9 protein-coding genes and 2 pseudogenes are annotated in these 13,941 nt (G+C 72.4%); 7 read left to right on the top strand and 4 right to left on the bottom strand.

Features of this window, described 5'->3' with window-relative positions:
- A pseudogene (locus ABTY04_RS24750) lies at nucleotides 1–539 on the bottom strand (DUF1996 domain-containing protein); the annotation flags it as partial.
- A gap of 112 nt (nucleotides 540–651) precedes the next feature.
- On the opposite strand from ABTY04_RS24750, the gene ABTY04_RS24755 reads away from it, so the two are divergent.
- The 7 genes and pseudogenes from ABTY04_RS24755 (at nucleotide 652) to ABTY04_RS24785 (ending at nucleotide 10,818) form a co-directional block, all read left to right on the top strand.
- A complete protein-coding gene (locus ABTY04_RS24755) occupies nucleotides 652–1,395 on the top strand; it encodes a DUF1838 family protein (RefSeq protein WP_352215571.1) in 744 nt (247 codons plus the stop codon).
- Between the two features lie 272 nt (nucleotides 1,396–1,667).
- Complete coding sequence (locus ABTY04_RS24760; RefSeq protein WP_352215572.1) at nucleotides 1,668–2,015, top strand: CU044_2847 family protein; 348 nt, start codon at nucleotides 1,668–1,670, stop codon at nucleotides 2,013–2,015.
- Between the two features lie 4 nt (nucleotides 2,016–2,019).
- Entirely contained in the window at nucleotides 2,020–2,304 is a 285-nt protein-coding gene (locus ABTY04_RS24765) for a trypsin-like serine peptidase (RefSeq protein WP_352215573.1), read from the top strand.
- Nucleotides 2,305–2,554: 250 nt separating this feature from the next.
- A pseudogene (locus ABTY04_RS24770) lies at nucleotides 2,555–3,846 on the top strand (nSTAND1 domain-containing NTPase); the annotation flags it as partial.
- Between the two features lie 213 nt (nucleotides 3,847–4,059).
- Nucleotides 4,060–5,472: a WD40 repeat domain-containing protein gene (locus ABTY04_RS24775; protein WP_352215657.1), complete on the top strand. Its 1,413-nt coding sequence runs from the start codon at nucleotides 4,060–4,062 to the stop codon at nucleotides 5,470–5,472.
- A 561-nt stretch (nucleotides 5,473–6,033) separates the two neighbouring features.
- Complete coding sequence (locus ABTY04_RS24780) at nucleotides 6,034–7,857, top strand: S8 family peptidase (RefSeq protein ID WP_352215574.1); 1,824 nt, start codon at nucleotides 6,034–6,036, stop codon at nucleotides 7,855–7,857.
- A gap of 189 nt (nucleotides 7,858–8,046) precedes the next feature.
- Entirely contained in the window at nucleotides 8,047–10,818 is a 2,772-nt protein-coding gene (locus ABTY04_RS24785; protein WP_352215575.1) for an AAA family ATPase, read from the top strand.
- Nucleotides 10,819–10,845: 27 nt separating this feature from the next.
- Here the strand turns inward: ABTY04_RS24785 and ABTY04_RS24790 are convergent, their stop codons facing one another.
- From ABTY04_RS24790 to ABTY04_RS24800, 3 genes are all read right to left on the bottom strand, one after another.
- Nucleotides 10,846–11,763 carry a glycoside hydrolase family 19 protein gene (locus tag ABTY04_RS24790; protein WP_502996712.1) on the bottom strand — a complete coding sequence of 306 codons (918 nt, stop codon included), beginning with the start codon at nucleotides 11,761–11,763 and terminating at the stop codon, nucleotides 10,846–10,848.
- Between the two features lie 408 nt (nucleotides 11,764–12,171).
- Nucleotides 12,172–12,363, bottom strand: a complete 192-nt coding sequence (locus ABTY04_RS24795; RefSeq protein WP_352215576.1) for a DUF5302 domain-containing protein — start codon at nucleotides 12,361–12,363, stop codon at nucleotides 12,172–12,174.
- 118 nt (nucleotides 12,364–12,481) lie between these two features.
- Complete coding sequence (locus ABTY04_RS24800; protein WP_352215577.1) at nucleotides 12,482–13,762, bottom strand: tannase/feruloyl esterase family alpha/beta hydrolase; 1,281 nt, start codon at nucleotides 13,760–13,762, stop codon at nucleotides 12,482–12,484.
- Nucleotides 13,763–13,941: the final 179 nt, after the last annotated feature.

Genomic DNA, 13,941 nt, shown 5'->3' on the forward strand with positions numbered 1-13,941 from the left:
ACCGGGCTGCCGCGGAACTCCACGGAGACCGCCGCCTCGGGCACGATCTCGCCCGAGTTGCCGTGCCCCGCCGGGCCTTCGTGCGGGTGGCCGCCCGCCCTGGAAGCCGGCCGGTCCGGCCGGCGCAGGACCGGCCAGTAGTACGTGGACCGGTCCCCGCCGCGGCAACTGGTCGCGGCGGCGGCCAGAGAGGCGTCGGTCGACATCGCGTTCGTGGACAGGTTCCCCACGTACGCGTGGGTGTGGTGGGCGCCCGAGCGCAGCCCCGGCGAGACCACCAGGTTGTCCTCGTTGTAGTGGCGCTCCTCGTTGCGCCCGCAGTCCACCGTCATGGTGCCCGTCGAGGCGTCGGGCCCGGCCGACGGATCCGCGGGACCGGACGGTACATCCCGTATGTCCACGTAGTCACCGGCGTTCACCCCGGAATGCGACGCCCCGTCGGGACGTGCCACCCGGGCGGCGCCCAGCACGGCGGCCGTCAGCCCGATGCCGAGCACCAGGCAGACGAGCAGCGTGAGCAGTCGGCGATCGTTCTTCATGCGGGTCACGGTTGCCGCTGCACGCCGCAGCGTCAACCTTCCATCCACATGTCGGCCAGGGCGCCGCCCGGGTGCTTGCAGAGCCGGTGCAGGACCGTCCACAGTACCCGGCATGACACCCGCTGAGCTCCTGCACGCGTTCGCCCGCACCCGCGCCTCGCTCGACGGCCGCGAGGTGACCTTCTGGTGGTCCGGGGACGTCTACTCCTGGGCCCCGGAGGAGCCCTACCGGCACCTCTTCGGCTTCGAAGGCCTCAACGTGGCCCGCCTCGTCGAGGACGGCGAGGGCGGCGGCTTCCAACTGCTCACCCGGGAAGCGGCGTTCTACCTGGACCCGCGGTCCCGGGAGATCCTGGACACCTGGGAGGGCAAACCGGTGGTCCACATCTGGAACGATCCGGCCAACCTGAGGCTGCGGCCCTTCCCGGTCCCCCTGACCGAACTCGGGGACCAGGTCTGCTTCAGCCTGGAGATCCCCCTCGCCTACCCGTCGCCGTTGCCGGTCGCGCAGTACCCGCTGAACTCCGCCGACGACACGTACCGGGCCTTGGAGCTCTTCCAGTTCTTCGCGCCGGGCACGGTGCTCACCACCGACGAGCCGAGCGTCCCGTGCACCATGTCCTGGATGCGGATGTCCCCGTGGCTCCCGTGGATGGAGCAGGGGCAGCGCCCGGGCGGCCTCACCTTCCACTGCCGGGGCCGCAAGCTCGGCTCCTACGCCGAGGTCCCCGAACGCACCCGCGCCCACATCGCGGCCCGCCACCCCGAATTCGCGCACGCCCCGGAGAAGTGGTCCGAACCCAACGAGACGAGCTGGACGTACTTCCGCAGCCACCACGGCTCCCCGCCGCAGTAGCGGCTCCGGGCGGTAGCCGCTCCGAACGGCCTGCGACCTGGGACGGCACGTCCCGGGATGCGGCACGTGATGCATGTGCCCATGATGGTTACGACCCGTAGAGGGCCCGTACGCGAGCGTCGACCGCATGCGCCGGTACCAGGCCCACCGCCCACCCGCTCGTGGTCGGGCGGCTCCGGTCCCACGCGGTGTTGCACCGGCTGCGGGCACTTCGACGTCCGTCTTCCGCGGGACCGGCGGCTGCGGCGCGTTCGTCAGGCGGAGGAGGAGTCGTGGCACCTCTGGCACGGATCCCGTTGGACAGCGGGGGCAGTCTCCTGATCGAGGCCCCGGCCGGGCTGGAGGGGCCCGTGAAGGCCGGCCGCCTCAGCGAGGCCATCCACGACCTGCCCGAAACTCTGCAAGAGGCTCTGGTACCGGTCACGGAGGCGGCGCGCATCACGCTCGAACAGCTGCGCAAGGCCCGGCCCGACCAGATCGTCGTCGGGTTCGGCGTCGACCTCGCGGTCGAGGCCGGGGCCGTGATCACCAAGACCGGCGCCCAGTGCCACTTGAACGTGACCATGACGTGGACGCGGAAGGACCCCGACCCCCCGGCCCCGCACGAGAGCGAGGGCTGATCCGGTGGGCGGCGCCACCCGGAGCCGGGTGGGCGACGGCACGCCGGCACTGCCGCCCGCCGTGGCCCGGATCCTGGGATCCGACGGACAGGTGGCCGGCGCGGGCTTCCTGGTCGCCGAGGACGTCCTGGCCACTTGTGCGCACGTCGTGACCGCGGCCGGCTCCGGGCCGGGCGCGAGCCTACGGCTGGTCTTCCCGCACGCGGCGGGTGCACCGCAGGCCGAGGGACACGTCGTGGAGGGGGCGTGGCGCGCCCCGAGGACGAGGACGTGGCCTTCGTACGTCTGAACGGCGCCCCGGCGGACGTCGAGGCACTGCCGCTGGGCTCCGCGGCAGGCTGCCGGGGCACGAGGTGCACTTGTCCGGGTTCCCCGCCCAGGCCCAGGCGGGCGGGCACTTCGGATACGGGGAGGCCGGTGACCTGCTGCCTGCCGCCGACGGCAGGGGCGAACGCCTCCAGTTGACCGCCGCCAATGACCTCACCACCGGGTTCAGTGGTGGTCCGGTGTTCGACGAGGTGACCGGGCTGGTCATCGGCATGCTCGCCGAGATCATCGCCCCGGACAGGTACGGGCGGGGGCAGGGCATCGCCTACGCCACCCCTACCCAGGTGCTGCGCAGGGTGTGGCCCGACCTGGCCGAGCGGGAGGTGTGCCCGTACCGGGGCCTGGAGGCGTTCACCGCGGACGAGGTCCGGTGGTTCGAGGGCCGGAAGGACGCGGTGCGGCAGGTGCTGGCGAACCTGGGGCAGCAGCAGCGGCTGACCTTGCTGCTCGGGCCCTCCGGCTCGGGCAAGTCGTCCCTCGTCGAGGCCGGGGTGCTGCCCGCGCTGGCAGCCGGTGAACTGCCGGGAAGCGACCGGTGGCTGCCGGTCCTCGCCCGGCCGCGGGAGGACCTGCTGGTCGAGATCGAGCGCGCCGGCCTCCCCGAGGCCACCACACTCGGCATTGCCGCCGCCGTCACCCGCAAACTGCAGGCCGAACCCTCCTACCGGCGCGTGGTCCTGGTCATCGACCAGTTCGAGGAGCTCCTCGCCCAGTCCGCCGCCGGTCCGCAGCACGAGCGCCGGCTGGCCGCCACGAACCAGATCACCGCTGCGGTCAGATCACACGCCGAGCTCAGCGTCATCCTGATCATGCGGGACGACTTCTACCCCCAGCTCGCCGCGTTGGCGCGCATGCTGGAGGCGGCGATGCCGGGTCTGCTCAACGTGCCGGGCGCCCTGAGCCGGCAGGACCTGCACGACATCATCACCCTGCCCGCGCAGGACATGGGGCCCGCTTCCAGCACGGGCTGCCCGAGCAGATCATCAGCGATGTCCTGGCCATCACCCCGGACGAGGCTGCCACCCGCCAGGCACCCGTCACGGTGCTGCCCCTGCTGGAGCTGACGCTCAGCCAGCTGTGGCAGAGGCGCCAGGACGGGTACCTCACGCATGAGGCGTACCGGCGGATCGGCGGGGTCACCGGCAGCCTGACCACGTTCTGCGACACGGCCCTCAACCAGCTGCCCCCGGAGCACCGGCCCATCGCCCGGCGGATCCTGACCTCCCTGGTGCGACCGGCGGACGTCGCCCACCACATCCCTGCCGTCCGCGCTCAGGTCCCGCTGTACGAACTGCGCGATCTGGCAGCAGACCCGAACGCCCCGCCCGACGGGGGCGAGGCCTTCGACCAGGTGCTGGCGGCCCTCACCCACGACCGCATCATCACCACGCACACGCCCCGCACCCCCGGTCACCCCGAGACCCCGGCCGGGCCGCCCGTCGCCGAGCTGATCCACGACGCACTCATCCAGGACTGGGGAACGCTGCGCGAGTGGGTCAGCCAGGACCACCGCTTCCAGGAGTGGTTCGAGCACACCCGTGAACGGCGCGCCCGCTGGGTGGAAGGCAGCATCCCCGGAGACCTGCTTGCGGGAACAGCGCTCGCGGAAGGCCTGGAATGGTCGCACCAGCGGCACTTGCCCGGCGACATCGCAGCCTTCCTCACCGCGAGCCAGGAGCGCCAGCAGGCCGCCATCCGGCGCAGCAGACGCCTCAACATGATCCTGGCCACGCTGCTCGCCCTCGCGCTCGTCGCCGGGGGAGGAGCCATCTGGCAGTGGCAGCGAGCCGACGCCAGGGGTGAGGCCGCGTCGTCACGACAGCTCGCCACGAAGGCCGGCGCACTCCTCAGTACGAACCCCGACGTGGCCTCGTTGCTCGCAATCCAGGCATACCGCACCAGCCCGACCTCCGAGTCCGTCGAGGGCCTCCACAACGCGGCGGCCCTCCCGCTGCGGCTGCACCTGCCGGCCCACACGGGCACGGTGTGGTCGGTGGCGTTCAGCCCCGACGGGATCACTCTCGCCACGGGGAGCTGGGACACCACGGCGAGGCTGTGGGACGTGGCGGCCGGTACGACCCGCCACGAGCTGACCGACCACACCGGCGTGGTCCTTTCGGTGGCGTTCAGTCCCGATGGGCGCACCCTCGCCACCGGCAGCGACGACAAGAAGGCCGGGCTGTGGAACGTGGCAGACGGCAAGCTCCGCAACACACTGCCCGACCACACCGACGCGGTGGGTTCGCTGGCCTTCAGCCCCGACAGCGGCGCTCTTGCCGCCGGCAGTGCCGACAACACGGTGCGCTTGTGGGATGTGCTCACTGCCACGTCCCGTGCCACTCTCACCGGGCACACCGACACGGTGCAGTCCGTGGCGTTCAGCCCCGACGGCCGCACCCTCGCCACGGGCAGCAAGGACACCACGGTGCGCTTCTGGGACGTGGCCACCGGTCAGAAGCACGCCCCGTTGAACGGCCACACCGACGTGGTGAACGCGGTGGCGTTCAGCTCCCGGAACGGGATCCTTGCAACCGGCGGTGACGACAAGACGGTGCGCTTGTGGGATGTGGCCAAGGGCAAGGTCCTGCACATCCTGAAGGGCCACACCGGCAGGGTGAACGCGCTGGCGTTCAGTCCCGACGGCAGTACCCTCGCCACCGGCAGCGACGACACCACCGTACGTCTGTGGGACGTGGCGACAGGTGCGGAGCGCGCCAAGCTGGCCGGCCACTCCGACGTAGTGGCATCAGTGGTGTTCAGCCCCGACAGGCGCACCCTTGCCACCGGTGGTCGTGACGCGACCGTGCTGCTGTGGGACGTGGCCACCCACAAGATCCGTGGCAAGCTCGCCGACACCGACGAGATGTCGGTGGGCGCAATGGCGTTCGACTCCGATGGGGGCACCCTGGCCACCGCCAGTACGGACAGCATTGTTCGGCTGTGGGATGTACACACCCAAGCCATGTCAAAAAAGCTCACTGGTCATGACGGACCGGTGTATTCGGTGGTGTTCAGCCCCCATGGGGACGTCCTCGCCACCGGCAGCGACGACAGCACCGTGCTGCTCTGGAAGGAACGGGCGGCGTACCTCCAGGACGGATCGGGAGGCCGCGTCTGCCCCTCCCGCTGATGCCGCGACGCGCACGACGCTGATCAGGCGCCCTCCCGCTCGGCCGGTCCCGTAGTCCGGGGCCGGCCTTTCGGCTGTCCGGTTGTCCTGGTTCGGGGGGTTCGTACCTTCCTGCTCAGGGCCTGGCCCACGGGCAGCGCCCGACTGTGTCCCGACAGGCAATCCGGCCGCGCCGGACCGGGCACCCCTGGGGTCGGTACGGCGGGGGCGGGAGGTAGGGTCCGGGGGAGGTGTCAGGGGGGCGTCAGGGGGGTCGACAAGGGTTTTCCCGGTATCGGGTTCATCCCCGCGTTGCCTACTGTCTGCCCACCGGCGATCTTTATCCACTCCGAACGGACCCCGCGCCAACCCCACATGGTGCGAAGCCGTGCGGCGGGAAGGATCGCCCGCACCGCCGTTGTCCCTGCCCCGCCGAAGCGGCCGGGACGACGCGGCGAGCAGCGGTGGCCGGGACGGGCATGACCAACCCGTCCCCGGCCCCCGTAGCCGCCGGTTCACCTCCCACACAGCTCCAACCGCCCGCTCCGGCCTGCCCGGAAACGGCACGCGAAAGGGAACACAGTGCACGCAAAGAGAAGCCGGCTCATATCCGTGGTGGCGATCTCCGTCACCCTCCTCGCCGGCTCCGCCACCGCTTCCGTCGCCCTGACCGGCTCGACCCCCGCGCCGGCCCCGGCCGCCGCCTCCACCCTCCCGGCCGCGGGAGCGCCCGCTTCCCCCGCCGCCGCGCCGGTGCAGAACCTGATCGTCGGCTACAAGTCCTCCGCCACCGAGGCCAGTTCCAACAAGGCCGCCGCGGACGACGCGGCCGCCAAGGGCAAGAAGGCCGGCAAGAAGGCGAAGTTCGACCGCCGCCTCGGCACCGGTGCCGCCCTCGTCAACCTGGGTGGTGCGACCGCCCCGGCCGACGCGGCGAACGTGATGGCCCAGTTCCGTGCCGACCCGGACGTCGCGTACGTCGAGCCGGACTCCCGCGCCTACGCGATGTCCACCCCGAACGACACCGAGTACGCCAAGCAGTGGGACCTCTTCGAGCCCACCGCCGGCATGAACGTTCCGGCGGCCTGGGACAAGAGCACCGGCTCCGGCGTCACCGTCGCCGTGATCGACACCGGCTACGTGGCCCACTCCGACGTGGCCCCGAACATCGTCGCCGGCTACGACTTCATCAGCGACTCGACCGCCGCCCGTGACGGCAACGGCCGCGACAACGACCCCTCCGACCAGGGCGACTGGAGCGCCGCGGGCGAGTGCGGCACCGGCTCCCCGGCCAGCGGATCCTCCTGGCACGGCACGCACGTCGCGGGCACCATCGCCGCCGCCACCAACAACGCCAAGGGCGTCGCGGGCATCGCGTACAACGCGAAGATCCAGCCCGTCCGCGTGCTCGGCAAGTGCGGCGGCACCACCTCCGACATCGTCGACGCCATCACTTGGGCCTCCGGCGGCTCCGTCGCGGGCGTCCCGGCGAACGCCACCCCGGCCAAGGTCATCAACATGAGCCTCGGCGGCTCCGGCGCCTGCACCGCGTCCTACCAGAACGCGATCAACGCGGCCGTCGCCCGCGGCACCACGGTCGTGGTCGCCGCCGGCAACAGCAACGCGGACGCGTCCGGCTTCTCGCCCGCCAGCTGCAACAACGTGGTCTCCGTGGCCGCCACCAACCGCACCGGCGACCGCTCCTTCTACTCCAACTACGGCAGCAAGGTCGACATCGCCGCGCCGGGCGGTGAGACCCGCCGCGCCACCGACACGCCCGGCACCGTCACCACGCCCGAGAACGGCATCCTCTCCACCCTGAACAACGGCGCCACCACCCCGGGCGCGGAGATCTACAAGCCCTACCAGGGCACCAGCATGGCCGCCCCGCACATCGCGGGCCTCGCCGCGCTCGTCGTCGCCGCCAAGCCCTCGCTGACCCCGGCGCAGGTCGAGTCGGCCATCAAGGCCAACGCCCGCCCGCTCGCCGGCACCTGCACCGGTGGCTGCGGCGCCGGTCTCGCCGACGCGGCCGCGACCGTCGCCGCCGTGACGGCGCCGCCGGCCCCGGGCTTCGAGAACACCACGAACGTGAACATCAACGACAACTCGACCGTGGAGAGCCCCATCACGGTCAGCGGAGTGGCGGGCAACGCCCCGGCCGCCCTCAAGGTCAACGTGAACATCGTGCACACCTACATCGGTGACCTGAAGGTCGACCTGGTGGCCCCCGACGGCAGCATCTACACGCTGCACAACCGGGCCGGCGGCAGCACCGACAACATCAACCAGCAGTACACCGTGGACGCTTCCTCGGAGGTCGCGAACGGCACCTGGAAGCTCCGCGTCAACGACAACGCGGCCGGCGACACCGGCTTCATCGACTCGTGGAGCCTCGGCTTCTGAGGGCCCGATAGTACGAACCATTGAGCCCCGCGGACCTGCTGATACACCTCGTATCGGCAGGTCCGCAGCCGTTTCATTACGGCTGACTGAATTCTGCGTCACAATCCGTGTGCACCCGGCTTCCGACCTCGTATTGTCGCGTCTCACAGGAGAGGCACAGAGTGGGGACCGAGAGGCTGGTGGCTGTGCGTGGTGGCGGCGACGGGGAACGCTGACACGACCGTCGGACACGGTGAACTGATCAAGGACGTCGAACGGGCGCTGACCGCGCACGGGCGGGCGGTCCTGACGGGACCCGCCGGCGCGGGCAAGACCGAGGTGGTCGCCGCCGTCGCAGCGGCGGCCGAGGTCCGCCACGAGACCGTACTCCGCCTCGCCCCCGAGGCCACCGACCAGTGGATTCCGGAGGCCTCGGCCGCCGCACTCCTCGCCTCCGTGCCCGGCGCCGCGCTGGAACGGCTCTCCGGGCCCCAGCGCACCGCCATCGCCCTCCTGCGCCGCGAGGCCGACGCGCCCCGCGCCGGCCGCGACCACGTCGCGCTGCGCCTCGCCGTCGTCGAGGTGCTCCGCAGCCTGGCCGCCCGCACCCCCGTCCTGCTCGTCCTCGACAACGCCCAGTGGCTGGACGCGGAAAGCACCGATCTGCTCCGCTTCGCCCTGCGCCTGACCCCGCCCCGCGTACGCGTCCTCGTGGCCGAATGCGTCCAGGGCGGCGCCCCGGTCGGCAGCCCCCTGTGCGGCCTCGGCACCCCCGCGATCCGGGTCCCGCCGCTCGGCGCCGACGAGGTGGCCGAACTCCTCGCACGCCACGGCCTCCCCGCCCGCCTCGCCGGACGCATCCACCACGCGAGCGGCGGAAACCCCCGCCTGGCCCTCGCCCTCGGCCGCTCCCTCGCCGAAGCCGCCGAGGCCCGCGACGGCAGCGCCCACCACGCCGACGCCCTGCCCCTGTCCGGCCAGGCCCGCGAGGTCGCCCGCCGGCTCCTCGCCGAGGCCCCCGCCCAGGCCCGCCGCACCCTGCTGCTCGCCGCCCTCGCGGCCCGCCCGACGACCGCCCTGCTGCGCCGGGCCGGACGCCCCGACGCCGAGGCCGAGCTCGCCGAGGCGGAGCGGGCCGCGCTGGTCACCGTGGGGGAGGACGGCGTGGTCGCGTTCACCGCCGGAGCCCTGCCCATGGCCCTGGCCGCCGACGCCGGCTGGCCGGAACGCACCGCCGGACACGCCGCGCTCGCCGCCGCCGTCGACGACCCCGTCCAGGCCGTACGCCACCGCGCCCTGGCCGTGGACACCCCCGACGAATGGCTCGCGGCCGAGATCTCCGAGGCCGCCGCGGCCTGCCGTAGACGCGGTCAGCGCGCCCTGGCTGCCGAGCTCGGCCTGCTCGCGGCCGAACGTACGCCCGTCAACCGGCCCGGGGACGAACTGGCCCGTCTCGTCGCCGCCGCCGAGGACGCGGGCTGGGCCGGCCGCGCCGACCTCGCCCGCCGCGCCACCCGCGCCGTGCTGGCCCGCGATGCCTCGCCTGCCGACCGGGTACGGGCCCGGCTTGCCGTGATCGACGCCGCCGGACAGGCCCTCGCCGCCCTCGACGAGACCTTCGCGCACGCCATGGACGACGCCGCGGGCGACCCCGCCCTCCAGGCCGCCGTACAGCTGCGCATCGCCACGAAGTACAACCTCAGCGACGGCGACCCCGTCCGCTCCCGCGACGCCGCGGCCGAGGCCGGCCGGCTCGCCGCCCTGGGCGGCGACCAGGTCGCCGAGGCCATGGCGCTGACCGTACGGGCCCGGATGGGCCGCATCCTCGGGGACCCGGACGCCGAGGACATCCTGGCCGAAGCCCTGGCCCTGCCCGCCCCCGAAGTGCCGCTCGGCATGCGCAACGCGCCGCAGTACCTCGCCGTCCGGCACGCCCTGTTCGACGACCGCCTCGCCGACGCCCGGCACCAGCTGCTCGTCCTGCTGCCCGCCGTCCGGCGCACCGGATCCGCGGAGGACGTCTTCGAGGTCCTGCGCAGCCTCACCGAGGTCGAACTGCGGCGCGGCCGGTGCGCGGCCGCGTCCTCGCACGCCCGCCGTGCCGTCGAACTGACCATCGAGGCTGGCCTCTCGCCCGGTCCCGCCTGGTACGCCGCCGCGATGGCCGAGGCCATGGGCGGCAGCTTCGCGCGCGCCGCCGGCTACGCCCGGCGCGGCATCCAGGCCTCCGAGGAGGAGCGCGACCAGGTCTTCCTCTCGCGCAGCCTGTACGCACTGGGCCTGACCGAACTGGCGACGGGCGAGGCCGCGAAGGCCGTGTCCACCCTGCGCCGGGTCGCCGGACTGGAAGCGGCTCAGCAGGTCGTCGACCCCTCGATCCTGCGCTGGCACGGAGAGCTGGCCGAGGCGCTCGTGGCCGCGGACGCGCCGGACGAGGCCGCGGAACTCCTCGGTGCCGTCCGTACGGTCGCCCTCGGCCTCGGGCGCACCGCAGTGGTCGCCGCACTCGACCGGGCCCGCGGCCTGTGCCTGTCCGCGCAAGGCGATGCCGACGCCGCCGTGGACCTGCTGGGAGCCACGGCGGACCGGTTCGACGCGCTCCGGCTCCCGGTGGAGCGCGGCCGTACGCTGCTCGCCCTGGCCCGGGTGGAACGGCGCCGCCGCCGGCGGGCGCCCGCCCGCGCCGCACTGCGGGCGGCGGCCGACGTGTTCACCGAGGCCGGTGCCAAGCCCTGGGCGGAACTCGCCGCGGAGCACCGGGAGCCGGCCCCCGCCCGGGGCGGCGCCGCCATGGTCATGGCCGCTTTGACGGAGGGCGAGACCCGCCTCGCCCTGCTCGTCGCCGAGGGCGCCAGTAACCAGGAGGCGGCCGCGAAGCTCTTCGTCAGCGTCAAGACGGTCGAGGCGCGGCTGACCCGGATCTACCAGAAGCTCGGCGTACGCTCCCGGGCCCAGCTGGCCACCGCCCTGCGCACCCGCTGAGGGGGCGCGGAGCGGCGGCCGGACGGGTCAGCAGCCGAGGTTCCCGCCGGGCGTCACGCCGAGGATCTGCGTGAAGCTCTGGTACGCGTTCACCCGGCTCTGGACCTGGGCCGGGTTGCCGCCGTTGCACTCCAGCGAGCCGTTGATGGAGCGGATCGTCTCTCCGAACCCGGCGCCGTTGACCATGGCGGCGTGCGCCGTCATCGTGCCGGGGCCGTTCTGGGTGTTCCAGTACCACAGGGCCGTTTTCATGGCGACGGCCGGATCCTGCTCCACGAGGTACGGGTTGGCGAGCAGGTTGATGCCGAGGGCGCCGCCGGCGGCCTTGTAGTTGAAGTTCCAGCTGAGCTGGATGGGGCCGCGGCCGTAGTAGGCGGCCTGTCCGGCGGGACAGCCGTAGGGCTGGCTCGCGTCGCAGTAGTGGGGGTAGTTGGCGGTGTTCTGCTCGACGATGTACACGAGCCCGCCCGTCTCGTGCGAGACGTTCGCCAGGAAGGCGGCCGCCTCGCGCCGCTTGACGGTGTCGTCACCGGTGTTGGCGAACGCGGGGTAGGCCGACAGGGCCGAGACCAGGCCGTTGTACGTGTAGAAGGGGTTCCGGTTCGGGAACATCCGGTTGAACTGGGCCTCGGAGACGACGAACCCGGACGGCGTGCCGGGGTCGGGGTCCTGGCCGCCGCCACCGCCGCACGAGCCGAGGTCGGACCAGACGCCCCACTGCCCCGTGGTGCCGGGCGTCTCGCCCTGGGTCCACCACTTGGCCTGCCAGTTGTGCCCGCCGTACGAGGCGCTCATGCCGTTGGTGTAGACGGCGGACGAGGCCCACGGGGTGACGCAGGCGGCGGCCGCGGAGGCGGGGGAGGCGGGGAGGGCGACCGCGAGGCCGAAGGTGGCGGCCGCGGCGGCGGCCAGGGCGAGGGCGCGGCGGCGAAGCGCACGTATCACGTAACTGCTCCTTCAGTGGGGGGAATTGCCGTGGGGGAGACAACGGCCACTGAAGCGAACTGGTCTGGACCTGTCAAGGTCTAGACCAGGTTTCATTCGTTTTGCGCAAAACCGGGCAGGGCCCGAACGCGTCGTCGTGCGTACGGGCCCTGCCGGTCGTCGGGTAGGGTCGCTCAGCTGCCGGCGGAGAGATTGGCGGAGAGCACCGGGATGTTGCTGAGGATGTGCGAGGCCGTCTCGTCGCCCTTGCCCTTGATCGGCGCGCTTGGTTATCGCGTGTCACCCCAGTGGCCCAGTGCTCCGGCCCGGACCGGCCGTACGCAAAGGGGCCGTCTCCGGCTCTCCGGGAGCCGGAGACGGCCCCTTTGCGGTATGCAGGGACTGCGTCGAGGAGGAGGGCGGGGCCGGTCAGCCCGTCTTGCGGCGGGTCTTCTTGTTCTTGCCGCCCGCACCACCGCTGGTGCCCTGGATCTTCGCCCGGCTCTGGTGGGCCTGCTGTGCATGGGCGCTGCGGGCGTTGCGCTCAAGGGCCTCCCGGAACTTGCGCTTGGCCTCCTCGGCCGGCGATTCGTCCTGCGGGGTGTCCGACTCTTGTGCCATGTGTCCTCCTGGGTTGACCTGAAGCCGTTTCAGTCTGTCAGCTGCCGTCCCCTCTGACCAGCAGGTTCCGTGTCCCGGGGTCCGAGGCGGTCGCCGCCGCGCCGCCCTGCCGGACGGCCTAGGAGCGGGTGGTCGGCCGCGTCCAGGTCTCCAGTTCGCCGAACGCCGCGACGAAGGACGGCAGCATCGGCTTGTAGGCGTCCTTGTCGATCGCGACCAGCCCGTCGGTGTGGGTGCCGCCGGGGACGTAGACGTAGCGGTGCAGGGGCGCGCGCCCTGCCTCGGTGACCATGCGGTCGTACACGTCACCGAAGGCGGCCGGCGGGGTCATCGCGTCGAGCGTGCCCTGGATGCTGATCAGCGGGCGCTGTATGCCACCGGTCAGCGAGATCCGCTCGACCGCCCGGTGCACCGACTCCGGGCGCGAGGCGAAGTCGTAGTCCGTGTCGCAGCTGGGACCGGTTCCCGCCGGGCAGAACGGGGTGCCGCCCTGCCGGTCGCCGTCGTAGCCGGGGTCGACCTCCTCGCGGACCACGCGCTGCAGGAGGTCCCACTGCTTGAGGTAGTGGTAGCCCCACTGCTTCTCGGAACCCTTCGGATAGCCCGCGGCGATCATCTCGTCGTGCGCGGCCTGGTCGCCCTTGGCGAACCGGGGGAACGCGCGCAGCGCCGGCGGGAGCGTGGTGAGCAGGCTGCCCTCCTTGGTGAAGGTGAGGGCGTTCCAGTCGATGCCGCCCGTGTAGAGCTCGGGGTGGTGTTCGAGCTGCCAGCGGACGAGGTATCCGCCTGCGGAGAGCCCGGCGGCGTACGTGGCGCGCGGCGGGCGCCCGTAGTGCCGGTCGGTGACCTTCTTCGCCGCCACGGTGAGCTCGGTGACCCGGCGGTGCCATTCCATGATCGCGTCGCCGAGGCGGTCGCCGTCCTTGTAGAGCTCGTCGCCGGTGTTGCCCTTGTCGGTGGCGGCGTAGGCATAGCCCTTGGCGAGCACCTGGTCGCTGATGATCTGGTCGTTGGCGTACTGCTTCCGGGTCCCGGGCGGGCCGGCCACCACGAGCCCGCCGTTCCAGTTCTTGGGCAGCCGGATGACGAACTGGCTGTCGTGGTTCCAGCCGTGGTCGGTGTTGGTGGTGGAGGTGTCGGGGAAGTAGCCGTCGATCTGGACCCCGGGGACCCCGGACGGTGTGACGGTGTTCTCCGCCACCAGTCCCTTCCAGTCCTCCTCGTCGGTGTGCCCTGTCTTCGTGGTTCCCGTGGTCGTCAGGTCGGCCAGGCAGGTGGAGACCGAGTACTCGGATCCCGGGACCCGGACGCCCGAGCAGCGGTCCCCGTGGGCGGTGCCCGCGGGCACGGTCAGGGCGGTCGCGAGCAGCAGTGGTGCGATGGCGAGACGGTGGAGCACGACGCCCTCTTCTCGATGGGGGATGTGATGCCTCGAATTCTGGAAAGCGCAGGTCATCGTGGGTAAGTGAGAGACGGCCCGATCGGCTGTGGCCGGAGGTCACATGACCTTCGGCCACACCTTGCGCCGGTTCCTCGCGCGGATGCGGGATCGCGGCGCGAGCCGCGTACGCTGCCGGG

Source organism: Streptomyces sp. NPDC097981, assembly GCF_040302565.1.
Lineage (GTDB): Bacteria > Actinomycetota > Actinomycetes > Streptomycetales > Streptomycetaceae > Streptomyces.